This is a genomic window from Methylophilus sp. Leaf408, from assembly GCF_916856905.1.
In the GTDB taxonomy this organism is placed as follows: domain Bacteria; phylum Pseudomonadota; class Gammaproteobacteria; order Burkholderiales; family Methylophilaceae; genus Methylophilus.
In genome coordinates, this window is the sequence record NZ_CAKASK010000001.1 from 1,999,597 (window position 1) to 2,023,846 (window position 24,250).

The 24,250-nt window shown below is 51.3% G+C and carries 19 protein-coding genes; 12 read left to right on the top strand and 7 right to left on the bottom strand.

Going from position 1 to position 24,250, the window contains the following annotated elements; all coding sequences use genetic code 11:
- The first annotated feature begins 202 nt into the window (after positions 1-202).
- From hpf to tmpT, 10 genes are all read left to right on the top strand, one after another.
- Positions 203-529, top strand: coding sequence for a ribosome hibernation-promoting factor, HPF/YfiA family (hpf, locus tag LPA26_RS09395; RefSeq protein WP_055830357.1), 327 nt, complete (start codon positions 203-205; stop codon positions 527-529).
- Between the two features lie 162 nt (positions 530-691).
- Positions 692-1,642, top strand: a complete 951-nt coding sequence (gene hprK / locus LPA26_RS09400) for an HPr(Ser) kinase/phosphatase (protein ID WP_229008105.1) — start codon at positions 692-694, stop codon at positions 1,640-1,642.
- Between the two features lie 19 nt (positions 1,643-1,661).
- On the top strand, positions 1,662-2,543 hold the full coding sequence (gene rapZ, locus LPA26_RS09405) for an RNase adapter RapZ (RefSeq protein ID WP_229008106.1): 882 nt from the start codon (positions 1,662-1,664) through the stop codon (positions 2,541-2,543).
- 24 nt (positions 2,544-2,567) lie between these two features.
- The gene (locus tag LPA26_RS09410; RefSeq protein WP_055830362.1) at positions 2,568-2,975 is read left to right on the top strand and encodes a PTS sugar transporter subunit IIA; all 408 of its coding nucleotides are present in this window, start codon (positions 2,568-2,570) and stop codon (positions 2,973-2,975) included.
- 12 nt (positions 2,976-2,987) lie between these two features.
- Positions 2,988-3,257, top strand: a complete 270-nt coding sequence (locus tag LPA26_RS09415) for an HPr family phosphocarrier protein (protein ID WP_055830364.1) — start codon at positions 2,988-2,990, stop codon at positions 3,255-3,257.
- On the top strand, positions 3,258-5,009 hold the full coding sequence (gene ptsP / locus LPA26_RS09420) for a phosphoenolpyruvate--protein phosphotransferase (RefSeq protein WP_055830366.1): 1,752 nt from the start codon (positions 3,258-3,260) through the stop codon (positions 5,007-5,009).
- 159 nt (positions 5,010-5,168) lie between these two features.
- Positions 5,169-7,199 carry a M3 family metallopeptidase gene (locus LPA26_RS09425; protein WP_229008107.1) on the top strand — a complete coding sequence of 677 codons (2,031 nt, stop codon included), beginning with the start codon at positions 5,169-5,171 and terminating at the stop codon, positions 7,197-7,199.
- Between the two features lie 77 nt (positions 7,200-7,276).
- Positions 7,277-7,594, top strand: coding sequence for a hypothetical protein (locus LPA26_RS09430; protein ID WP_055830371.1), 318 nt, complete (start codon positions 7,277-7,279; stop codon positions 7,592-7,594).
- Between the two features lie 205 nt (positions 7,595-7,799).
- Entirely contained in the window at positions 7,800-9,062 is a 1,263-nt protein-coding gene (locus LPA26_RS09435; protein ID WP_055868870.1) for a hypothetical protein, read from the top strand.
- Positions 9,063-9,144: 82 nt separating this feature from the next.
- Positions 9,145-9,786, top strand: a complete 642-nt coding sequence (gene tmpT, locus LPA26_RS09440) for a thiopurine S-methyltransferase (protein ID WP_229008108.1) — start codon at positions 9,145-9,147, stop codon at positions 9,784-9,786.
- Here tmpT and LPA26_RS09445 read toward each other — a convergent pair.
- A complete protein-coding gene (locus LPA26_RS09445; protein ID WP_229008109.1) occupies positions 9,779-10,438 on the bottom strand; it encodes an HAD family phosphatase in 660 nt (219 codons plus the stop codon). The two genes, tmpT and LPA26_RS09445, sit on opposite strands and share 8 nt — an antisense overlap.
- A 280-nt stretch (positions 10,439-10,718) precedes the next feature.
- Between LPA26_RS09445 and LPA26_RS09450 the strand changes: the two genes are divergently transcribed.
- Complete coding sequence (locus tag LPA26_RS09450) at positions 10,719-11,627, top strand: N-acetylmuramoyl-L-alanine amidase (RefSeq protein WP_229008110.1); 909 nt, start codon at positions 10,719-10,721, stop codon at positions 11,625-11,627.
- A 28-nt stretch (positions 11,628-11,655) separates the two neighbouring features.
- On the opposite strand, the gene LPA26_RS09455 is transcribed toward LPA26_RS09450, so the two are convergent.
- The 5 genes from LPA26_RS09455 to LPA26_RS09475 form a co-directional block, all read right to left on the bottom strand.
- Positions 11,656-12,543, bottom strand: coding sequence for a transglutaminase family protein (locus LPA26_RS09455; protein ID WP_229008111.1), 888 nt, complete (start codon positions 12,541-12,543; stop codon positions 11,656-11,658).
- 2 nt (positions 12,544-12,545) lie between these two features.
- Positions 12,546-15,086 carry a circularly permuted type 2 ATP-grasp protein gene (locus tag LPA26_RS09460; protein WP_229008112.1) on the bottom strand — a complete coding sequence of 847 codons (2,541 nt, stop codon included), beginning with the start codon at positions 15,084-15,086 and terminating at the stop codon, positions 12,546-12,548.
- A gap of 107 nt (positions 15,087-15,193) precedes the next feature.
- Positions 15,194-18,481, bottom strand: coding sequence for a DUF2126 domain-containing protein (locus LPA26_RS09465; RefSeq protein WP_229008113.1), 3,288 nt, complete (start codon positions 18,479-18,481; stop codon positions 15,194-15,196).
- A 168-nt stretch (positions 18,482-18,649) separates the two neighbouring features.
- Positions 18,650-19,489: an SPFH domain-containing protein gene (locus LPA26_RS09470; RefSeq protein WP_055830386.1), complete on the bottom strand. Its 840-nt coding sequence runs from the start codon at positions 19,487-19,489 to the stop codon at positions 18,650-18,652.
- Between the two features lie 80 nt (positions 19,490-19,569).
- Positions 19,570-20,010 carry an NfeD family protein gene (locus LPA26_RS09475; RefSeq protein WP_229008114.1) on the bottom strand — a complete coding sequence of 147 codons (441 nt, stop codon included), beginning with the start codon at positions 20,008-20,010 and terminating at the stop codon, positions 19,570-19,572.
- A 176-nt stretch (positions 20,011-20,186) separates the two neighbouring features.
- Here LPA26_RS09475 and LPA26_RS09480 point away from each other — a divergent pair, with 176 nt between their 5' ends.
- Positions 20,187-23,084 (top strand): valine--tRNA ligase, encoded by a 2,898-nt coding sequence (locus LPA26_RS09480; protein WP_229008115.1) that lies wholly within the window; start codon positions 20,187-20,189, stop codon positions 23,082-23,084.
- Between the two features lie 31 nt (positions 23,085-23,115).
- Here LPA26_RS09480 and LPA26_RS09485 read toward each other — a convergent pair whose 3' ends face one another.
- Complete coding sequence (locus LPA26_RS09485) at positions 23,116-24,138, bottom strand: zinc ribbon domain-containing protein (protein ID WP_229008116.1); 1,023 nt, start codon at positions 24,136-24,138, stop codon at positions 23,116-23,118.
- Positions 24,139-24,250 lie beyond the last annotated feature (112 nt).

Below are 24,250 nucleotides of genomic sequence, written 5' to 3' on the forward strand. Positions count from 1 at the left end.
TGTTCATTACCTTGCAGTTTATGTAGTTATTTCAATATCTTAAGCGCATGGGTATCTGCAAAACGCCTGATCAGCATCAAAAAACCAGTGCTATTCCGGGTTGCATCTGTTTTTCAAAAGAGTACACTGAACTTGTCCCGGCCGCCCAATTGATAAGGCAATTGAGAACAGGAAGGGATCTTTTTCACTAAAGGAGTTTGTCATGAATTTACAACTTACAGGACATCATTTAGAAATCACTCCGGCATTGCGCGAATACGTTTTATCCAAATTTTCGCGCATCAGCAATCACTTCGACCATGTGATTGATGTCAAAGTCACCATGTCTGTAGAAAAGCTCGCCCAAAAGGTTGAAGCCACGCTACATGTTCCAGGCAATGATTTACACGCTGCCTGCGCAGATGAAAATATGTATAGTGCGATAGATATGCTTACTGACAAACTTGACCGACAGGTATTGAAACACAAGGAAAAAAACGGCGACCATCATAAATCCGGTGGTGCTGTGAAACATCAGTTAAGTGCATAACTTAATTACTTAGCCTTAGTTTCATCCTTCTCTACCCACCCGGGTAGAGAATTAAATCACCCTCCCTATACTTCAGCACTTTTACCTCGTTTGACTCCCCAGCAACAACTTTCGGTTGTAAAATAAGATTCGACTTTTTGTTGCAACTGGTTCAGGACATACATGGCACAAATCTCAGTGGCCGACTTGTACAAGCAAATTCGCGGAAAACTCAAATTGAAATGGGTGGCGGGCGAATCCGGCGGCAAAAAAATCCTTAATTCCGGCACTGTGACCAAGCCGTCACTCGCGTTGGTCGGGCATTTAAATTTTGTCCATCCAAACCGCGTACAAGTGCTGGGCTGTGCGGAAATGGATTACCTTGGTGGCCTCACTATTCTGGCGCTGCAACAGGCTGTCACCAATCTATTTTCTACCGATCTCGCCATGGTGGTAGTCGCCAATGGCGAAAAAGTGCCGCCGGCCATGCTGGAAGCAGCGCAGCAAAACCAGGTACCCTTATTCACCACACCTATGATCAGCCCGCAGCTAATGGAATTGCTTGGCCATTACCTGGCCGTCGCTACTGCGGAAACCACCAGCCTGCATGGCGTATTTATGGAAGTGCAAGGGTTTGGCGTGCTGATTACCGGCAGTGCCGCGATTGGTAAAAGCGAGCTGGCGCTGGAACTGATTTCACGCGGCCACCGCCTGGTAGCTGACGATATTGTCGATTTTTACCGTATTTCGCCGGAACGGGTCGAAGGCCGTTGCCCGGAGTTGTTGCAGGACTTTCTCGAAGTACGCGGCCTGGGCATTTTGAATATCCGCGCACTGTATGGTGATAATGCGGTCAAACCAACCAAGCCGCTGGATATGATGATACAGCTGGAACTGGCCGACGACATGAACCCGCTGGAACTGGATAGATTAAGTGCCAACCGTCATACCGAGCGACTGCTGGATGTAGAAGTCAGCAAAGTGATTATTCCGATTGCCGCCGGGCGCAACATTGCAGTACTTGTAGAAGCGGCAGTGCGTAACCATATGTTGTTATTACGTGGTGTAAACGCCACCAAGCAGCTGACGCAACGGCAAAAACAAATCATGCTGAGAGAAAGCAAATTAAGATGACAAACAGGTGGTCACACTAATGCAACTGGTGATTGTGACCGGCTTATCCGGCTCGGGTAAAACCATCGCGCTGCGCATGTTTGAAGACAGCGGTTATTACTGTATTGATAATTTACCCGCCACCCTGCTGCCGCATATCCAGAATCATGTGGCCGACCAGAATGCGGCCAAAGTCGCGGTGAGTATCGATAGCCGCAGCATCGCCATCGAATCACTGCCCGATATCCTGCAAACACTGAAAACGCAGGGCATTCAGTTTCATTTGCTGTATCTTGACGCCAACCATGAAACACTGGTCAAACGCTTTTCTGAAACCCGCCGCAAACACCCGCTCAGCACGCCTAGCCAGGCACTGGCTGAAAGTATCACCCACGAACGCGACCTGTTGTCAGGACTGAGCAATATCGGCCATCATGTCGATACCAGCAATCTGTCATCCAACGCATTACGTAACCACACCCGCGACTGGATGCTGCAAATCGAACAGGGCTTCCAGGAAGTGCGCCCGCATAACCTGGTGTTATCGTTTATTTCATTTGGCTTTAAACATGGCATTCCACTCGACGCCGATTTTGTATTTGATGTCCGCAGTCTGCCGAATCCGCACTACGACCTGATTTTGCGTCCTTACAATGGCAAGCAGGCGCCTATACAGCAATTTCTGCAAAATGAACCCATGGTGCTTGAAATGCAACATGATATTCAGCACTATATAGAAAAATGGCTACCAAGCTTTTATCACGACCATCGCAGCTATGTCACGGTTGGCATCGGCTGCACAGGGGGGCAACACCGTTCCGTCTATCTGGTGGAACAATTGGGGGCGTATTTCAAGCAACTGCATCAGGTGATGATCCGTCATCGCGAATTGCACGAGGTTGCAGCTGTTATATCTCCTTAAACAACGGACTCTGAAAGTAAAACTATGATTGGTGTTTTGATTATTGCGCATGGCAGTTTTGGCCAAAGCCTGATCGATTGCGCGACCCATGTCATGGGAAATCGCCCGGTACAATTGGATTATCTCGAAATATCCAATCACGATGACCCTTCGCAAATTCTGCCAAAAGCCCAGGCACTGGTGCAACAGTTAGATAGCGGCCAGGGCGTGCTGGTGTTATCCGATATGTATGGCGCGACGCCCTGCAATATCGTCACCCGCTTGCTGACCCCGGATGAAACCGAAGGCGTTGCGGGCGTAAACCTGCCCATGCTGGTCCGCGTGCTTAATTATCGTCACGAAGGCTTGCATGCCTGCATAGAAAAAGCCCTCAGCGGTGGCCGCGAAGGGGTGGTCCACTTTACCAAAACAACCTGTCATCACACCCAATAATTCCAATAATTTATGGCCAAAATTTCTTTAGAAATCATCAACAAGCTCGGCTTGCACGCGCGTGCTTCTACTAAACTTACCCAGACTGCCAGCCAATTTAAAAGCGAAGTCTGGATAGAAAAAAACGGTCGCCGCGTGAATGCCAAAAGCATTATGGGCGTGATGATGCTGGCCGCCGCCAAAGGCAGCATTGTGGAGATTGAAGCCACCGGCGCGGATGAAGAGCAGGCCATCACTGCCCTGCAAGCGCTAATCAACAACTATTTTGGCGAGGGTGAATAATTGACCAGCTTTAGCATGCACGGCGTGGGTGTTTCCAGTGGCATTGCCATTGGACATGCCCACCTGATCTCCCATGCCTTGCTGGAAGTTGTGCACTTCAAAGTGCCTGCCGCAGCTGTCCCGGTCGAAATCGCACGCTTTGAAAGTGCGATTGATATCGTGAAGAAAAACCTGGAACAGATCAAACTTCAGTTACCTGTCAATGCGCCTGCCGAACTGAGTGCATTTATCAATACGCATCTTGCAATGCTAAGCGACAAGGCGCTGTCCGAAGCGCCTAAAGCCATTATCCACACGGAGCGATGTAATGCCGAGTGGGCACTCAAGCAGCAAATGGATGATATCGTCGCCCAGTTTGATGCGATAGAAGACCCTTATCTGCGCGAACGCAAACACGATGTGGTGCAAGTGGTAGAGCGTGTCATCAAGGTTTTACTGGGCCGCGACCAACTGGATGCCAGCGAAAAGAAACAGCAGGCTAAACAAGAGCGCGCCATGATACTGGTGGCACATGATGTGTCGCCAGCCGACGCTATCCAGTTCAAGCATCACCAGTTTGCCGCGTTTATTACCGATGTCGGCGGCATCACCTCGCATACCGCGATCCTGGCGCGTAGCCTCAATATCCCGTCTATTGTGGCCCTGCAGCGTGCACGCGACCTGATCAATGACGGCGAGCTGATGATCGTCGATGGCACCCAGGGCGTGGTGATTGTGAATCCCGACCCGGAAGTGCTGTCCGAATACCAGCTCAAGCAAAACCAGTGGCAGCTGGCACAGCAAAAACTGCAACGCATCAAAACCACCAAAGCAGTCACGGTAGATGGTATTGCGATTGACCTTTTTGCCAACATTGAAGTGCCTGAAGATGTGGTCAGCGCCAAAGCCTCAGGGGCGGTAGGCGTAGGCTTGTACCGTACCGAATTCCTGTTTATGAACAGGCGCGAAATGCCGGGTGAGCAGGAGCAGTTTGAAGCGTACAAACATGTAGCCGAGGCCATGAAAGGCTATCCGGTGACCATACGTACGCTTGATATCGGTGCCGATAAACAATTACATCCTGATGAAATCGTGACTGCCACTAACCCGGCACTCGGTTTGCGCGCAGTACGCTATTGCCTGTCCGAACCGCATATTTTCCATACGCAGTTTCGTGCCTTATTGCGCGCCTCACATTACGGAAAAGTCAAAATCCTGATTCCCATGCTGTCGACGCTGGCAGAATTGCGCCAGACCAAACTGCTGTTACAACGCGCCAAGGATTCATTACGCCAGCAGAATATTCCTTTCGATGACCAGATTGCCCTGGGCGGCATGATTGAAATTCCTGCTGCGGCCATCAACTCCGAAGCGTTTGCGCAAGAACTGGATTTTCTGTCGATTGGCACCAATGACTTGATACAGTACACACTGGCGATCGACCGTGCCGATGATACGGTGGCGCACTTGTATAACCCGCTGCATCCGGCAGTTTTAAAGCTGATTCAGATGACGATACAAGCCGCAGAAAAATATGGCAAACCGGTTTCCGTGTGTGGCGAAATGGCGGGGGATATTCGGCTGACACGCTTACTGGTGGGCCTCGGCATGCGCCAATTGTCCATGCATCCCTCCCAGATTCTCAGCGTGAAATCCCAGATTTTGCAATGTGAAGAAGCGATACTGTCTCGGCAGGCGAAGAAGATCTTATCGTTTAGCGACCTCGAAAAAATCGAACCGCTGGTCAGGAAATTTAATGGTGAGTTTGCCTGACAGATGCCTGTGCATGCTCAGGCAATGGCCTTGATTAAACAAAACTCATCACCATCATCAAAATATACAATCACGCAATTGTGAACATTTGGCCAATAATTGCCATCTGATCATTAAAGCACTGCTTGAACTCAAACGCATTCATCAAAGGACATTGTTGTGAGCACGAATCCATTACTCGTTTTTAACGGCCTGCCAAAATTTAACGAAATTCAGCCTGCGCATGTGTCACCGGCGATTGACCAGCTGATTAGCGAAGGCCGTGCACTGGTTGAGCAGTTGGCAACCTCGCGCGAACAAGCCTCCTGGAAAAACTTTGTGCAGCCGGTAGAAGACTTCTCGGAAAAACTCTCGCGTAGCTGGGGGCCGGTGGGGCATATGAATGCCGTGGTGAATACGCCAGAACTGCGTGAGGCGTATAACGATAATCTGGCTAAACTGACCGATTTCTACAGCGATTTATCACAGGATGAGCGTTTGTATAACAAATACAAAGCGATTCAGGCCAGCACTGAATATGCACAATTGAGCCGGGCACAAAAGAAAATCATCGAAAATGAAGTCCGTGGTTTCAAACTCGGTGGCGCTGAACTGCCTCCGGCAGAAAAAGTGCGCTTCAAGGAAATCGCGGAGCAGCTTTCCAAGCTCGGCAGTAAATTTGAAGAAAACATCCTGGATAACACCAATGACTTCAAACATATCGTTGAAGATGCCTCCGAATTAACTGGATTACCTGAAGATGCGTTGCAAGCGGCTGCTGAAGCCGCCAAAGCTGAAGGTAAAACGGGCTACCTGTTCACCCTGCATTTCCCATCCTACATGCCGGTCATGCAGTATTGCGACAACCGTGCACTACGCGAAACCTTGTACCGCGCCTACGCCACACGTGCTTCTGAATTCAGCAAGCCGGAATGGGATAACACATCACTGATTGCCGAGCTGCTGAAACTCAAACGGGAAGAAGCACAGTTATTAGGTTTTAAAAACTATGCCGAATTATCATTAGCCACAAAAATGGCCGATGCACCGCAGCAAGTGACCGACTTCCTGGATACATTGGCCAAGCGTGCTAAGCCATATGCCGAGAAAGATGTGGCGGAGTTAAAAGCCTATGCCAGCAAACTTGGGTTTGACGAAATGCAAGCCTGGGACACCGGCTATATCAGCGAGAAATTGCGTCAGGAAAAATATGCGTTCTCTGACCAGGAAGTAAAACAGTACTTCCCCGAAGACAAGGTAAAAGCCGGCCTGTTCAAAGTTGTGGAAACCATCTTTGGCGTACAAGTTCGCCAGGTGGATGCGCCGCTATGGCACAAAGACGCCAGCTTTTACGAAATCAGCGACCAGAACCGCCAGCCTATCGCCTATTTCTACCTGGATTTATATGCGCGTAACGGCAAACGTGGCGGCGCATGGATGGATGAATGCATCACCCGCCGCAAAACTGCCAATGGCATTGAACTGCCTGTCGCTTACCTGACCTGCAACTTCTCGGCGCCAGTGGCCGGCAAGCCTGCCCTGTTCACGCATGACGAAGTGATTACCTTGTTCCATGAATTTGGTCACGGTTTGCACCACATGCTGACGCAGGTGGATGAATACAGTGTCTCGGGCATTAAAGGCGTGGAATGGGATGCAGTGGAATTGCCCAGCCAGTTTATGGAAAACTTCTGCTGGGAATGGGAAGTGCTGCGCCACATGACCGCACATGTAGATACCGGTGAACAACTGCCACGCGCACTGTTCGACAAAATGGTCGCTGCCAAAAACTTCCAGGCTGGCATGCAAACTGTTCGCCAGATTGAGTTTTCATTATTCGACATGCGCCTGCACAGCAGCTTTGATCCTGACAGCAACCAAACCGCGCTGGATATTCTGGAGCAGGTACGCGACGAAGTAGCAGTACTTCGCCCGCCTAAATGGAACCGCTTCCCGAATAGCTTCAGCCATATTTTTGCCGGTGGCTACTCAGCAGGTTATTACAGTTATAAATGGGCAGAAGTATTATCTGCCGATGCTTATAGCCTGTTTGAAGAGCTAGGTGTATTGTCTGCAGAAGCTGGCAGCCGCTTCAAGAATGAAGTACTGGCCCAGGGTGGCTCGCGTCCGGCGATGGAATCGTTTGTTGCCTTCCGTGGCCGAGAACCTAACCTGGATGCTTTACTCAGGCATAATGGCATGGCCAGTTAATTGCTTGAAAAAAGCCAAGTGAACAAGACTTGGCTTTTTTCTGTTTAACTCCAAGCTTTATTTATAAGGATAACAATATGTCTCGCTTATCTACGCTTATTTTTACTAAGCTTATTTTTCTTGGCCTGCTAATCCCTGCGCTGGCATTCGCCGCCAAAGATGAAGCAGATGATATCCACGCCAAAACAGCTGATGGCGATGAAGTGGTGTTACACGCCAATGGTTACTGGGAGTTTAAAGATGCCAAGAAAGCCGAAGTCGCAAAAGAAAAAGTAGAGCAATTTGAACGTAGCAATGGATGCCCTCTGGGCATGCGCCCGAGCTTTTTAGGTGTCGGGCGATGTATTGCGTTTGATGACCCGATTTTACGTCGTGGTTCGTTGAAACCTCGCTGATTTCCTTTTTGCTTGCGCTATCTTCTGGCGCAATCCGGCACTAAAACAGGGCGCGCTAATGTGCCCTGTTTGTTTCTTGCGGCTTGATTCTGGTTCAAATCGGCGATTTTATACAGTTCAGCAGCATTTTTGCACTGTGTTATGCATATGCAGCAATAGGTACAAGCCTTGCTTAATAGGGATCAAGACATCACTTGATAGCGCCATGAATACTTTATCCCGTTTTAATTCATTCCAGTTCGCCCGCCATGGCGACAAACAAAACTCGGCTTTTTTTGAGGAGTATCTGCAAAAACTGCTGGAAGAGCGTGACCGGGTCGGATTGACTGACCTGATCCAGGAAATCGACGCGCTGATGATCACAGTCGACCCTGATCATTCGATTCAATATATTGCAGAATTATCGCTGATGACGTCTTACCACTACCTGGTGACGCTGGAGAGCGAACAGCACTGGACACATGTGCTGCGCATAGACCTAGATTCACCGGATTTGCTGATCCGTGAGGTCAAAGATCCTAACTTCCGTGGCATTTTCCGTTCTTTAAATGAAATTTACCCGGTGGGCGCACGCAAGCCGAATAGTCGTTATATGGGCGAAATTATCCGCGTCACCAATATGCATGAGGTGGTCAAATTGCAGGAAGATCGCGAGTTCCGCTTCTTCACCCGTGATGAGGTGCGCAAAATGGAGCTGCCGGATAATGTCGCCGTCAGTAAACCTTCGCCATATACGCATAATATTGTCGGCTACATGCAGCGACAGCCTGGTGAGTTACGCGTGTATGCACTGGGTACCAGCACCATACGCCCTGATGTACAGGCAGCTTACGATGCAGCCAAAAACCAGCAGGCCAGACTGCGTATAGATGATTTGATTTTGCCGGTGGACCACCTGGCGACCCGTGTCTACAGTCAGAACCGGGAAGTGGCTATCCTCGAATACTTATCCTGGTCTAGCTACTATTTCTGGGGTGCTTACAACATCTGGGATCAGAACTCCTCTACCAATGTGACCAAGAGCGTGCATGGTCTGGCCGAAACCAAGAGCCCGGCCAAAGTGTTTACTGCTAACAACACGCCCTACTTCGTCAATCATTTGGGCAAACTGGCCTCTCCTACCGAAACCTTTGTGCGCAACTATGGGCCAAGGCTGCACCATGTGGCGTTATCAGTCAAAGACGGCATGCGCGATGGCATGGAAAACATTGAGTTTGTGGTCGATGCCATCGCCGCACAGGGTAAAGGCTTTTTGCTGGATGTGATTGGCTCCAAGGAAGAAGGGCTGAAACAGATTTTTTCCAATGCCTCGGAACATTCGTCACTGATCATCGAATATGTACAACGTTATGATGGTTTCGATGGCTTTTTTACCCGCGATAATGTCGCCAAGCTCACTGCGGCTGCAGGGGTAGAAGAAGGCGTACTGGAGGCGCAGGCTAAACTGAGTCAGGGTTCCGGCGTGTAGTCATCGTCAACGATTACTGGGATGTTACGCAGCATGCTGATTTATACTATCGGCAATCATACCCTTCTGTCGCGAATACTTTATGCAACACGATTTCTGGCACCAACGCTGGCAAAACCAGCAAATTGGCTTTCACCTGAGTGCAGTCAATCCGTTATTAGCGGCGCATTTTCAGGCGCTTGAGTTGCAAGCCGGCCAGCGCGTTTTCATTCCTTTATGCGGCAAAACGCTGGATATTCACTGGCTGCTTTCTAAAGGTATACGCGTGGCCGGTGCCGAACTCAGCCAGTTAGCGGTGGATACTTTATTCACAGAATTGGGGGTTACGCCGACTATTACCCGATGCGGTTCGCTGCGACACTACAGCGCTGGGCATATTGATATTTTCCAAGGTGATTTCTTTGCGCTCGATAAGGCGCTACTAGGTAACGTACATGCCATTTATGACCGCGCGGCCCTGATTGCGCTACCACCGGAGATGCGGATTCGTTATAGCGAGCATCTGATCAACCTCACCAACGGCGCACCTCAATTGTTAATCAGCTTTCACTACGCCCAATCGCTGGCAGAAGGGCCGCCATTCAATATCAGTGCTGAAGAAGTGGCAGCGCACTATGCACAAACGTACAACATTCACTTACTGGCAGATGAAGTCCTACCGACGGGTTTAAAAGGGAAGTTTCCTGCGCAGGAAAAACTGTGGTTCTTAAGCCCGCTTAAATAACGCACCCTGCCAGCGACTGGTGGTTGTCCAGCCAGTGCTGCAAACTTTCCACCACCTGGTGGGCATTGCTGCGCACCAGCGCACTCGGTTGCCTTAAATCCGGCACCACCACCACGCGCAACCCGGCAGCAATCGCGGCCTGAGCGCCTAATTCGCTGTCTTCAAATGCAATACATTCCTCCGCTTGTAAACCCAGTTTCTGCAATGCCAACAGATAAATATCCGGGTTGGGTTTGCCACGGGTGACTTCCTGGCCACTGGTGACATGGCTGAAGTAATCCAGCACACCGGTATGTGTTAAACGATGCGTAATATGCGGCGTTGGCGATGATGACGCCACACTGCAGATAATGCCTTGCGACTGGTAATACTTTAACAATGCGAGCGCGCCGGGCTTGAGCGGGAACACATGGTTGCAGGCATCCAGGTAGGTATTCAGACCCCGCATCACATGCTGGAAATTCTCTTCGCTGCCCAGTTGCTGCGTCATCAGCCGGGTAGAATCCGTCCATATGCGGCCCACCAGCTCTACATACTCGGCCTGTGTGTAAGTAATCCCTATGCTTGCTGCGGCCTGGATGCAGCCTTGCATAATGATGCGTTCGGAATCGATCAGCAGACCGTCCATATCAAAAATTGCTGCTTTAATCACCGAAATCTCAGCCAAATCTTAAAAAGGGAAAGCGCTATTTTAGCCGATTCCCTGCCCGCACCTTGTCCATCCCAACAAAAAACATACTTAATAACAACAACTTGCTTTCTGTATGCGCTAAAAATGGGTTCGAGGTATCGGTGTTAAGAAATGTTGGCTAATATAAATCCAGCATGATGCTGGTGTTCAGTGACTCATGCCATGAAAGCTGTTATGGCTGCCATTGAAATGAAAAGCTGGCGGCACATAACCATAAATATAAACGCTCAAGGAGACTCAGATGGATAAAGCCAAGCTCTACACTTTACGCTGGTCAGCCATGCAAATTGCCAGGTTAGCTTCCGACCCCAAAGTCGATGCCCTGGCGCTGCACCAGATTGAAATTTTGTCGCAATTGCTTGAAGAACCGATTCCACAGGAATTTGCCCCACCTGAACCTCCACGCCCCAGCCATCATCCCCAACCCACGCCAGCGGAGGCGGCAACCCCGGAAAAAAAGCGTTATCCGCCAGGCGAAAAAAAACTGTGGTACCCGGAAGCGCTGGTGCGCACTGATATACGCCGCGTTGCAAAAGGGGAATACCCCAAAGGCTACCCTTATGGCGCGATTGTGCACTTCACCGCCGGCCAATACAGCAAGGGGCTGGAGAATGCGATCAGTGCGATTTCGGATAGCCCTTATTTCTTTTGCAGCATAGGCACCGATGGTCGATTTGTGCAGGCCAACCCGCTAAACCAGTGGGGTTACCATGCCGGGGAAAGTGCGTGGACGATTGCGGGTGAAAAGCGCAGTGGCGTTTCCAATTTCCTGGTCGGTATCGAAATCACCAATCCAGGACGACTGGAGATACACAATGGCAAGTATTACACCTACTGGGATACCGCATTCAAACAACCTTTGGATAGCCAGAAAGTGCGAGTAATCGAGAAGAACCACGACAATATCCTCGCAGGCGCTTACTTGCCTTATACCAGGGAGCAGGAGGAAACGCTGATTGAGTTTTTGTTATGGGCGAAAGCAAATAACCCCAGTGTATTTGATTTTGATTATGTGCTGGGACACGACGAAGTGGCTGGCCCAAAAGGTATCGGGCGCTGGCGCAAAAATGATCCCGGGGGTGCTTTATCAATGACGATGACTGAGTTCAGGCAACTCTTGAAGGACGAGTATAAAAAGCGTTACGGATAAATGGTCTTGATAACCATTAGCGAATGGGTTAGGTCAATGCGTACTCAAGTGGTGTTACCGTCACACTGACATTCAGCTGCTGCTGTCCGCCCCCCAATACGACGCCGCGCATGGGCGACACGTCGCTGAAATCGCGCCCCCATGCCACCGTGATATGTTCGTGCTGCACCAGGCAATTATTGGTCGGGTCCAAATCGACCCAGCCATACACCGGGCAATACACCGAAACCCAGGCATGTGAAGCATCCGCGCCTACCAGGCGTGGCTGGCCTTTGGGCGGGTGCGTCAGTATGTAACCGCTCACATAGCGGCATGCCAAGCCCAGTGAGCGCATGGCGCCAATCATCACATGGGCAAAGTCCTGGCACACGCCGCGCTTGCCATTCAACACCTCATCTAAGGGTGTAGCGACATCGGTCGCTTGCGGATCAAACTCAAACTCCCGGTAAATCTGTTGTGTCAGTGCCATGGCGGCTTCAAGTAACGGTCTCTGGGGCGTAAAGCAGGTGCGCGCAAAACTTGCCAGCGCCTCGCTGCTTTTTACTTTTACGGTGGAATACATATAACGAGTGGCCTCGATATGTTGTGCACCTTGCGACTGCAACATGGCTTGCAACTGCTCCCAGGCAGGGCTTTGAATAAAGGCATCCATGGTGGGGCGCGGCAATACTTCTACCTGGAAGCGCGAGGTCACTTGCAGTGACTGGTGCGGCATCAGGATGGTAACGTAGTCATTATGGTTACCAAAAAAATCCAGGTGTCGTGATTGTTCTGCAGGTTGCGGATTGCAGACCAGCGTGCACGAAACGCTCTGCTGAAACGGCGTTTCGCGCGGCATCATGTGCAGTAATTGCTGCGACTGGATCACAGGGGTGTCATACCTGTAAAGCGTGCGATGTTCGACCTGGTAGCGCATTATCATGCACCCGGCGTCGCATGGGGGCTGGTGTAGCTGAAAAAACGCAAACTCAGCCGGTCAGATAAAGATTGCGTTATCCCATAGGCGTCATTGAGCCAGTTAGACAAGCTGATATTTCCAGCATGAAAACACTGGTCTGCATCCAGTTGCATCAGTGCCTGCCCGCAATGCCTGAGTTCAACGGCAATACCTCCTGCATTGTCTTGCGCATCCATTTCTTCCAGGTATTTCAGTAAACCCTTGATCTGGAACACGATAGAATTCGGGTTATTTTCATCCATCAATAACAAATCCAGCACCGGTAACCATTCCGGCTGTGCCGCGTAACGCGCGCGGTAAGTCACCAGGTTATTGGTCACTTGCAACAACCATTCCAGGTTACTTTGCTCAGGCATCGCCAGTGCGCGGCTCAGCAATACACACATAAATTGCAGGCGCTCAATGCGCCGGCCCAGCGACATGAAACGCCAGCCGAGGTCACGCGTCATCCAGTCCATGGCAAAGCCGGTCAGGGTAACAAAATGATTAATCGCCTGTTCTATGGATGCCATCGCATCTTGCAGGGTCGGTTGTTGATGGCGTGTAATAAACTGCCGTGACAACAGGTTAACCGTGCGCCAATGGTCATTGGATATACGTTCACGCAGGTTAAACGCCTGCTGGAAAAGTTGCTGCACGCTGGTAGCCAGGCTGCTGGAATATTGTGAAAACACAGCCTGTATGAGTAATGGCGCGATGTCATCATCAGACCAGAGCTGCGCGGGCTGCCAAGATGACGTAGCGGTTTTATTAGCTGGCAGTAGTTCAAACCACTGACACAAGCCCTGTATGGTGGGCCACTCACCTACCCGGGTTCCTGGTGTGTATTCCACCAGGGCGCGGATAGCCACACGTAACATAATGGCTTTTTGCAGATTGCGCACACAATAACGGCCATACCAGAACAGGTTTTCAGCCATGCGGCTGGAAAGGTAAGTATTCTCGCGCACCAGGTCATGGCTGGAATTAGTCTTGCGCAACATATTGCCGGGTGGCTGGTGATATTGCGAAAGCACCCAGGTATCCTTGCTGGTACCACCGCGTTGCATGGTCACATCGCGCGCATCTTTACCACTGGCAACACGGGCCAGGCCGCCCGGCATAATCGCATAGCCATTGGGAGTGGCGAAAGCGTACACCCTTAAACTCACAGCTAGCGAACTGATTTGTGGTTGCTGGTGATTAACCAGCACCGGTGCGTGCGAAATATCCAGCCGTTCCTGCGCGATGTAATGATCAGGTTGTGCCAGCAATCTGGCAATCAGCGACTCACGCTGAGCCTGGTTTAAATCTTCGCAAAACACCGGCGATGATTCCACATGCGGATAGGCTGGATGAATCACCAGGTAATCCAGGTTATTGATGACGTATTCCAGCGCGGCCGGCTCGCCACACCACCAGGTGGCAACGGATGGCATGCGTAACTCTTCACCTAATAGCGACCTGCACAGTTTAGGCAAAAAGCCTAATAAAGCACCGGATTGCAACAGGTTAGAGCCCAACGCATTGGCAATCACCACATTACCCAGTCTCGCCACTTGTGCCAGCCCAGCCACGCCGAGCAGCGACTCGGCATTCAACTCCAGCGGGTCACAGTAGTCATCATCAATGCGCCGCAAAATCGCATGAATAGGTTTGAGTCCGGCCACGGTTTTTAACCAGACCACACCATTACGCACCGTCAGGTCACTGCCGTGTACCAGTGGATAGCCGAGGTAACCGGCCAGGAAGGATTGCTCATGGTAAGTTTCGTTATAAGGGCCAGGGGTCAGGATCACCACCAATGGTGGCTCACCGGCACCCAATGGCGCCATGTCAGGTACTGTCAGCGCCTGGTTTTCGGCGACGCGGTGGCCCCAATGCGCCAGGCTGTCGCGCATGCTGGCAAAAAAACCACTCAGGCGCTCGATATTCAGGTCACGGAATAATTCGGGAAAAGCACTGGAAATAATGGTGCGGTTTTCAAGCGCATAACCGGCGCCAGTTGGCGCTTGCGTGCGGTCAGTCATGACCCACCATTGGCCGTTGGGTGCGCGGGCAATATCCACCGCATAACTATGCAGGGCGATATTGTCGTAATGTGGCGCACCGACGCACGAAGGTAAAAAGCCACTGTGCCCATACACCAGTGCCGGCGGCAGCTGGCCGCTTTGCAGCAGGCGTTGCTCTCCATAGACATCCAGCAATACTTTATTCAGCAAGGTAGCGCGTTGCGCAACTGAAGCGGCAATGTGCTGCCATTCATCCTGCGCAATAATCAGGGGCAGTACATCCAGGTCCCATGGCCTCTGCAGGCCATGCGTATCGGCATAGACGTTATAGGTGACACCATTGTCGCGTATCTGGCGCTGCACCGCTTCCAGCCGCTGACGCATCACCGTCGGTGCTTCAGACTCTAGCTGTGCCGACAGCGCCTGCCAATGCGGACGCAACTGGCCATTGCTATCCAACAGTTCGTTGTAGCGATCAGAAAAATACAGTTGGTTTAGCACTGTTTGCATGCTGGCTATCTAAATACAGAAGCTTTCGAATAAAGTGAGCACATTAACCATAGAGAACATGATCCTGATAGTAGGTTCATCACAAATCGCAATCTGGCTACGGCTACCTAAACCGCCTGCCAGCGCAAATCCAGTGTAAACGGAAAACGCGGATTCGGTGGTTCTTTTACAACTTCCACTTTGCCAGGCGTATGCCCATGCGCCCAGAAGCGGGCAAACCGGCGCGCCTCAGCTTCATTCGCATTCACCGGGAAAGTATCGTAATTACGCCCACCTGGATGCGCGACATGATAAGTGCAACCGCCGAGTGACTGACTGTTCCAGGTATCTACCAGGTCAAACACCAGCGGTGCCTGCACATCAATGGTCGGATGCAAAGCAGACCATGGATGCCAGGCACGGAACCTTACACCGGCAACATACTCGCCTGCCACGCCGGTGGATTGCAAAGGCAGTGGCCGCCCATTGCAAGTCACTGTATAGCGCCCTTCAGTGAGACCGCGAACACGTAATTGCATACGTTCAACCGATGAATCCACATAGCGCGCGGTGGCGCCTGCCGAGACCTCTTCGCCCAGTACGTTCCATGGCTCAATCGCCTGCCGCAATTCCATTTCAATTCCGTGATAAGCGACCGTACCATAACGTGGAAAGCGGAACTCGATAAATGGATCAAACCATCGTTGCTCAAACGCATAACCTTCTTGACGCAGCTCATTGACGATATCGGCCATATCCTGGGCGATAAATTGCGGTAACATCCAGCGGTCATGCAACTCGGTGCCCCAATGCACCAGTTTCCCGGTGTAGGGTGTTTTCCAGAAACGTGCCACCAGCGCACGAATGAGCAGGCTTTGCAGCAAACTCATCCTTGAGTGCGGCGGCATCTCAAACGCGCGAAACTCCACCAGCCCCAGCCGTCCGGTTGGGCCATCTGGTGAGTATAATTTATCTATAGAGAATTCCGCCCGGTGTGTATTGCCGGTCAGGTCGACCAGCAAGTGACGTAGCAATCTATCTACCAGCCATGGCTGCTTGCTCTCTTTACCGGCCGGCACCACTTTCTCCATTTGCTGAAAAGCGATCGCCAGCTCATACAGGTTGTCATCGCGCGCCTCATCCACGCGTGGCGCCTGGCTGGTAGGGCCAATAAATGTGCCTGAAAACAGGTAAGACAGTGCCGGATGATGTTGCCAGTAAGTAATCAGGCTGCGCAGCACGTCCGGACGACGTAACAAGGGGCTGTCCGCTGCAGTTTCTCCCCCTAATGTGACATGATTACCACCACCGGTGCCGGTATGACGCCCATCCAGCATAAATTTTTCAGTCCCCAGGCGGCAGAGGCGTGCTTCTTCATAGAGCATAGTCACATTGGCTACGAGTTCGCGCCAGTTTTTGGCTGGATGAATATTGACTTCAATCACGCCCGGATCTGGCGTCACACTCAATAATTTAAGGCGGCTGTCTCTTGGTGGCGGATAACCCTCTAACCACAATTTGAGTTTTAAATCGCTGGCAGTCTGCTCAATCGCGCTGAGCAAATCGAGGTAATCTTCAAGCCGGGTGACCGGCGGCATAAACACATACAACCTGCCCTTGCGCACTTGCACACATAATGCCGTGTGTATGACCTCGCGCGCCGTGGGCTGAACTGTTTTATGTTTTGCGCGCACGATGGGTGCACGCGATTCACCCAAGGCAGAGGTTTCCGCAAAGGGATCGAGCGGAAAGTCAGGCTCGATGTCAGCAGGCAATTGCCAGGGTAATGAGGCTAAGGGCAGGCGCAAACCCATGGGGGAATCGCCGCCCAGCAGATACAAATGCTCACGCCGTAATGGCCATTTACTGGTCAGCCACTCTCCTGCCTTTTGCTGCTCGACTGGCTTGAGTGGCATGATAAAGCCGACCACAGAACCGAGACCCTGGTTGAGTAACCGGGCCAGGCGTTGACGTTCGGCACTATCTTTCAGATCCGCTTTAAGCGGATCCACGTTGTCAGGTAATTGCTGCTCTTGCAGGGTAAGTGCGACGGCATCTTCATACGCCGGTATCACACAGGCCTGCGGGAAACCAAGCATATCAGCCAGGTGATTGGTAAATGCCTGTGCCTGTAAATGCGTGTAGCCGTCATCCGCGCCTTCGGCGGAAAACAGGCTGGCATCGTGCCAGGCAGGTTTGCCATCGGGACGCCAGTAAATATTAATCGCCCAACGTGGTAAAGCTTCACCCGGATACCATTTGCCCTGGCCATAATGCAGGAACCCTTTGGGCGCTACATGTGATTTCAGGCGCAACGCCAGCTCACCCGCCAAAGTGCGTTTATGGTCACCGAGCGCCAATGTATTCCATTGTGCGCCATCCATATCATCAATAGAAACAAAGGTCGGCTCGCCACCATGTGTGAGGCGTACATCCATGGCCATCAGTTGCTCATCAACCTGGTCGCCCAGCCCGACGATGGCCTGCCAGTCTTTTTCAGTGTAAGGCTTGGTCACGCGCGGGTCTTCGTGGATGCGTGTCACCGTCATTTCATGTTTGAAAGTGACTTCCGCCATATCGGTGAACCCCACTACTGGCGCGGCGGATGAAGGTAAAGCGGTACACGCTAATGGAATATGCCCTTCTCCCGCCATCAGGCCTGAGGTGGGGTCCAGCCCGACCCAGCCAGCGCCGGGAATAAATACCTCGGTCCACGCATGCAGGTCAGTAAAATCCTGGTCGGTGCCACTTGGGCCATCCAGCGCCTCAACATCGGCTTTAAGCTGGATCAGGTAGCCGGAAACAAAGCGGGCGGCCAGGCCCAGATGCCGCATAATCTGCACCAGCAACCAGGCAGTATCGCGGCAAGATCCTGTCAACTTTTGCAGGGTTTCTTCCGGCCTTTGGATACCGGGTTCCAGACGTACCGTATAACCGATATCGCCTTGCAGGCACTGGTTCACACTCATCAGGAAATCGACGATGCCCATACCCGGCTTGATGACCTGGCTGCGTATTTTTTCTATCCAGCTTTGCAGTAGAGAACCAACGTTATCGGGCTGCAAATACGCTGTCAGTTCAAACGCCTGCTGTTCGGTGTAATTAAATGGATATTGCTCGGCATATTTTTCAACAAAAAAATCAAACGGGTTGATGACCGTCATATCCGCCACCAAATCGACCGTAAAGTCGAGTTCGCGCACCATTTCAGGGAATACGCAGCGTGCAATATAATTACCGTATGGGTCTTGCTGCCAGTTGATAAAATGCTTCTCGGGCGTGACCGTCAGCGAATAAGCCAGCACCGGGGTACGCGCATGCGCGGCTGGCTTCAGGCGGACTTCGTGAGGAGAAAGATTGACCAGGCGGTCAAAGGTATAGCTGGTGCGGTGATGTAACGCCACGCGAATTGCCACTGCGACCCCTCTTGGAAATGATTGTTTTAAGCAGTGGGATGCATGAAATATGCCAGCTGCTCAGGTTTAAAGCATGTGTAGCTGTATCACAAGATAATAAACTCAGGAAAACGTTTCAAAGTGACTGATTGGCCATCTCAAATCATGGCCAATCAGTCACATGACAGCTTACTTTCCGCCTATCAGATTTTTAACGGCACCGACCACATCACCCGGTATTAGCACCAGCTTGCTATTATGCGATTCAGCGAGTTTTTGCAGCGATTGAATATACCGGTCACCCAGCAAGAAAGTCGCTGATGTGTCATTTTCTTTCACGGCCTGCGCAATGAGTTTAATCGCCTCGGCAGAGGCATTAGCTGCCACTAGTTGCGCCTCGGCATCTTTACGTGCACCTTCCAGACGCGCTTCAGCATTTAAAATCAGTGATTGCTTGGCACCTTCCGCTTCAGTCACAACCGCTACACGCTCACGCTCTGCAGCAGCCTGGCGCTCCATGGCATCCTGCATGTTTGCTGATGGCTTGATATCCTGAATTTCCACACTTTTTACTGTTAAGCCCCAATCAAGTGCTTCGTCAGCAATGGCTTGTTTCAATTCGGCTTTAATGCGGTCACGCGAAGTCAGCGCGTGATTCAAATCCATGCCACCGATAATTGATCGCAGATTTGTCTGCACCATATTACGCATAGCTTCCCTGAAGTTCTCAATACCATAGACAGCGCGTTCGATATTGGACACCTTCATAAATGCCACTGCATTGGCAAGGATGACCGCATTATCCCGGGTAATCACTTCCTGCTGAGGAATATCCAGAATGATGTCTTTGGTCGTGACTTTATAACTGACCCTGCTTAAAATCGGGTTGATCACATGCAATCCCGGGCTGATGATGCCGGCAAACTTACCCAGGCGCTCAACCACCCACTCTTCGCCCTGCGGGACGATGCGCACGCCTTTAACAATGGCGATAATTGCCAGTATCAATAAGATAATGCTGATTTCCATGTGAACTCCTCTGTTTAATATACTGATGGGCTGCTGAATTGCGCATCCCGATGAATGATCGATTAATTAGCCTAGAAGTTTTAGGCCAGCGGTGCAACGCGTAAGCTATTGCCTTCCACCGTGATGATGCTGGCAGGTTGATTGATGGCAATCTCCACATCAGCAACCGCTGTCCACTCCTTGCTACCCATCACGCCCTGGCTAAAACGAATTTTGCCTGGCTGCGCCGGACTTACTGTGGCAATAATCACACCCTGGCGACCAATTTCCTCACCTTGCGCTTGCCCTACACGCGGCGTTGGATTGCTTTTTTCACGTTTGCGCCAGATAAGCACTGCTAATACGGAAAAAATGGCATACACCACTATTTGCCATGCCGTACTGAATGCCGGCAACGACCAGGAAACCAATCCCATCACCAACGCCGCCATCCCGGGCCAAAGCAGATACAAAGTGCCGGATAGCATTTCCAGACACAGTAAAATCAGGCCCAGACCAAACCAAACCCACATGATATCCATGCCAAATACTCCCACTGAATCCACCAATGTTGAAGATTAATTTTACATAGTAGCATTCTCTGCTGATTGCAGATATGACGCCCGCTCAATGATTGATGAAGATTCGCCTGCAGAATCTGCTACAAAGGCGAGCTCAGGCATCAAAGCGAAGCGCGGCCTATGGTAAAATCAGGCGCATGAATACCCCTACACAAAATTCCAATCCCGCACGCGAACTCGCCAAATCCTTTGACCCGAAAACCATTGAAAGCCAATGGTATGCCTTCTGGGAAAGCAAAGGCTTTTATGCCGCTGGCATGAACCCCGAAGTCAAAGATAATTTCTGCATCCTGTTACCACCGCCTAACGTCACCGGCACCCTGCATATGGGCCATGGTTTCAACCAGACCATTATGGATGCGCTGACCCGTTATCACCGTATGCGCGGCGACAATACCTTGTGGCAACCGGGTACAGATCATGCCGGTATTGCCACACAGATAGTGGTAGAGCGCCAGCTGGATGCGCAAGGTGTGAGCCGCCATGACTTAGGTCGCGAAAAATTCCTGGAAAAAGTCTGGGAGTGGAAAGAGTATTCCGGCGGCACCATCACTCAGCAAATGCGCCGTTTGGGTACTTCGCCTGACTGGAGCCGCGAGCGCTTCACCATGGATGCCGGCCTCAACAAGGTAGTGACTGAAACCTTTGTCCGCCTGTTCAATGAAGGCCTGATCTACCGTGGCAAACGCCTGGTGAACTGGGATGTGAAGCTGGGAACCGCCGTGTCTGACCTGGAAGTGGTGCAGGAAGAAGAAGATGGTTCCATGTGGCATATCAACTACCCGCTTGCCGATGGTTCTGGCCAGCTGACTGTCGCAACCACCCGTCCGGAAACGATGCTGGGTGATGTGGCAGTGATGGTGCACCCGGAAGACGAGCGTTACGCCCACCTGATTGGCAAACATGTAGCATTGCCGCTGTGTGACCGCAACATCCCGGTGATTGCCGATGACTATGTAGACAAAGAATTCGGCACCGGTGTTGTGAAAGTGACGCCGGCACATGACTTCAACGACAATATGGTCGGCCAGCGCCAGGGATTGGACAAGGTGGTAATCCTGAACCTGCAAGGCTTTGTTCCAGAAACCGCAGAAGTCTATGCCGCTGACGGTAGCAGCAAATCACCGATTGCCTTACCTGCCAACCTGGTCGGCCTGGAGCGATTTGCTGCGCGTAAACAGGTGGTGGCCGATCTTGAGGCCGGCGGCTTCCTGGTCAAGGTTGAAAAACACAAATTGAAAGTGCCGCGTGGTGACCGTACCAATGTGGTCATTGAGCCTATGCTGACTGACCAGTGGTTTGTCGCGATGAGCAAACCGGGTGAGGATGGCAAGAGCATCACGGAAAAAGCCCTGGAAGTAGTCGCCAATGGCGAGATCAAGTTCTACCCGGAAAACTGGGTAAATACCTATAACCAGTGGCTGAACAATATCCAGGACTGGTGTATTTCACGCCAGCTGTGGTGGGGCCACCAGATCCCAGCCTGGTACAGCGATGATGGCAAAGTGTATGTTGCGCATGATGAAGCGGAAGCCAAATCCATGGCGGCCAAAGATGGGTATAACGGTGCTTTGACACGTGACAATGACGTACTCGATACATGGTATTCGTCTGCGTTGTGGCCATTCTCCACATTGGACTGGACCGGCGACGAAGTGGTTGACGCGCAGAATCAGGCTCTACAGCAGTTCCTGCCATCCTCAGTACTGGTCACCGGTTTTGATATTATTTTCTTCTGGGTGGCGCGCATGGTGATGATGACCAAGCATATCACCGGCAAGATTCCGTTCAAGCATGTATACGTGCACGGCCTGATCCGCGATGCGGAAGGCCAGAAAATGTCCAAATCCAAGGGCAATGTGCTGGATCCGATAGACCTGATTGATGGCATAGACCTGGATTCACTGTTGAAAAAGCGTACGACAGGCTTGATGAACCCGAAAGATGCAGAAAAAATCGAGAAGCGTACACGTAAGGAATTTCCGGAAGGCATTGCAGCCTATGGCACCGATGCACTTCGCTTCACCTTTGCCAGCCTGGCTTCACCAGGACGCGACATCAAGTTTGACCTGCAACGCTGCGAAGGTTACCGTAACTTCTGCAACAAACTGTGGAATGCCACCCGCTTTGTGCTGATGAACACCGAGGGCCAGGATAACGGCTTTGGCGTGGAAAGTTGTGACGACGGCGGCCGTAAATTCAGCCAGGCTGACCGTTGGATAGTCAGCCTGTTACAACGCACCGAAGCAGAAGTGGAACGTGCGTTTAACGATTATCGTTTTGACCTCGCAGCGAAGGCGATTTACGAGTTTGTCTGGGACCAGTATTGCGACTGGTACCTGGAAATTGCCAAGGTACAGATCCAGGGCGGCAGCGAAGCCGAGCAGCGTGCCACCCGCCGCACCTTGTTACGCGTGCTGGAAACCATCCTGCGCCTTGCCCACCCGATTATACCGTTTGTGACCGAGGAAATCTGGCAGACCGTGGCACCGATGACGGAACTCAAAGACAAGTCTCGCGGCACTGAAAGTATTATGCTGCAGGCTTACCCCAAGGCTGACCTGGAAAAGATTGATGAAGAAGCCGAAGCCTGGGTGGCAACCCTGAAAACGGCGGTAGAAGCCTGCCGCAGCCTGCGTGGTGAAATGAGTATATCGCCGGCGGCGAAAGTACCCTTGATTGCAGCGGGTGATGCCGGACAACTGGAAGCGTTTGCGCCCTACCTGAAGTCACTGGCCAAGCTGGAAAATGTAGCTATCGTAGCTGAATTACCTGAGGCGGATGCGCCAGTGATGCTAGCCGCAGATTTCAGGTTGATGCTGAAGGTGGAGATTGATGTTGCCGCCGAGAAAGAGCGTTTGGGCAAGGAAATCGCCCGCCTGCAAGGTGAAATCACCAAGGCCAACAGTAAACTGGACAACGAGAGTTTTGTCGCCCGCGCCCCGGCTGCCGTGGTTGAGCAGGAAAAAGCCCGCCTGTCCGAGTTTAGCGCCAACCTGCAAAAACTAGAGGCTCAGCTCGCCAAACTGAAGTAGGACTTAATCTTTGTGATGCCGTAGCCTGCTTTCAGGCTACGGTACCGCACTTATGGCAAAACTTGGCAAACGCATTTTTGCGTGAGTGGCAGGCGATGCAATAGTTATGCAGGCAAATGCCGCAATGCGTACAAAAATCGTTGCTTTCATTTTTTAAATCCACGTTGCGCTCGCAACCAGGGCATACGCTCTTGGCTAATCTGGCCAAGGCCGTGTCGTATCCAAGCTCTTCACGCCGCTTAAATTCTGGCTGTGACTCGGCCAGTTTTTGTTGTTCAAGATAATTCTGTAACGCGGTAATCGCATATTTGCCCCCCACGACAGTAATCACGATACCAACAATGTAACGTACATAACCACCATAATCCGGCAGGTAAGGTACCAGCTCGACAAAAAACGCCATCAGGGCAAAGATAATAAATCCCCATACAAACGGCCAGTACGGGGATTTGCGTTTGTTGACGAATAACCAGGCAGCCAACCCCAGCAACGGCAAGGTCAGCAACAAGCGGTATAAAAATACGCGCATTTCCTGATCTTCATATGCATCGTCAAACTGCTGCCGCGCCAGCTCTTCCAGATTATTGACCTGGGCCAGCAACTGATTTTCCCGCTGTGAAATATCAGTCTGTTTCTGCTGGATGTCCTCAATCGCCCGCTCAGCGTCGCGCTCCAGTTTTTTTAATGTATCCAGAGTCTTTGTGCGGCCAACCAGGTCGTCTACCTCATCGGTAACATCCCTGGCAGAGACCCAGTTATCAAACGTGGTGCGGGCGGCCTGGTAATCTTTCTGCCGGATAATCAGCTGTAAATTGACTTGTTCAAGCTGATCGGCAAGCGTTTGATGCTGACGGGCAAGCACCTTGAGCTCTGTGCGTAACGGATCTATTTTGCTGTGATTGACGAAATGCTCGGTGGTATAGCTGGTTTCTACACGCGGAAGATCACCAATAATATTGGTGCCCAGGCCGGTGAGAAACATGGCAAAAATAATTGCCACCATCCACAAGGCTCGGTTAAACCATTTTTCTGACAAGCGGACGCCTTTGCTCATGACATACCCCAAAGTGATATTGCCAACGATGCTAACGGGCTTTTACGTTTGCGGCAAGCGCTAGTCATGTGACTACGCTGGTATGCGGGGAACACAGGCGGTAAAATGCGGT

What these genes read in the sequence shown, in the direction of transcription:
- LPA26_RS09455 (WP_229008111.1), bottom strand. Translation starts at nt 12,543, where the DNA reads ATGCGCTACCAGGTCGAACATCGCACGCTTTACAGGTATGACACCCCT.
- LPA26_RS09435 (WP_055868870.1), top strand. Translation starts at nt 7,800, where the DNA reads ATGAATACTTTATCCCGTTTTAATTCATTCCAGTTCGCCCGCCATGGC.
- hpf (WP_055830357.1), top strand. Translation starts at nt 203, where the DNA reads ATGAATTTACAACTTACAGGACATCATTTAGAAATCACTCCGGCATTG.
- LPA26_RS09485 (WP_229008116.1), bottom strand. Translation starts at nt 24,138, where the DNA reads ATGAGCAAAGGCGTCCGCTTGTCAGAAAAATGGTTTAACCGAGCCTTG.
- rapZ (WP_229008106.1), top strand. Translation starts at nt 1,662, where the DNA reads ATGCAACTGGTGATTGTGACCGGCTTATCCGGCTCGGGTAAAACCATC.
- LPA26_RS09460 (WP_229008112.1), bottom strand. Translation starts at nt 15,086, where the DNA reads ATGCAAACAGTGCTAAACCAACTGTATTTTTCTGATCGCTACAACGAA.
- LPA26_RS09415 (WP_055830364.1), top strand. Translation starts at nt 2,988, where the DNA reads ATGGCCAAAATTTCTTTAGAAATCATCAACAAGCTCGGCTTGCACGCG.
- tmpT (WP_229008108.1), top strand. Translation starts at nt 9,145, where the DNA reads ATGCAACACGATTTCTGGCACCAACGCTGGCAAAACCAGCAAATTGGC.
- LPA26_RS09450 (WP_229008110.1), top strand. Translation starts at nt 10,719, where the DNA reads ATGGATAAAGCCAAGCTCTACACTTTACGCTGGTCAGCCATGCAAATT.
- LPA26_RS09410 (WP_055830362.1), top strand. Translation starts at nt 2,568, where the DNA reads ATGATTGGTGTTTTGATTATTGCGCATGGCAGTTTTGGCCAAAGCCTG.
- LPA26_RS09475 (WP_229008114.1), bottom strand. Translation starts at nt 20,010, where the DNA reads ATGGATATCATGTGGGTTTGGTTTGGTCTGGGCCTGATTTTACTGTGT.
- hprK (WP_229008105.1), top strand. Translation starts at nt 692, where the DNA reads ATGGCACAAATCTCAGTGGCCGACTTGTACAAGCAAATTCGCGGAAAA.
- LPA26_RS09430 (WP_055830371.1), top strand. Translation starts at nt 7,277, where the DNA reads ATGTCTCGCTTATCTACGCTTATTTTTACTAAGCTTATTTTTCTTGGC.
- LPA26_RS09470 (WP_055830386.1), bottom strand. Translation starts at nt 19,489, where the DNA reads ATGGAAATCAGCATTATCTTATTGATACTGGCAATTATCGCCATTGTT.
- LPA26_RS09480 (WP_229008115.1), top strand. Translation starts at nt 20,187, where the DNA reads ATGAATACCCCTACACAAAATTCCAATCCCGCACGCGAACTCGCCAAA.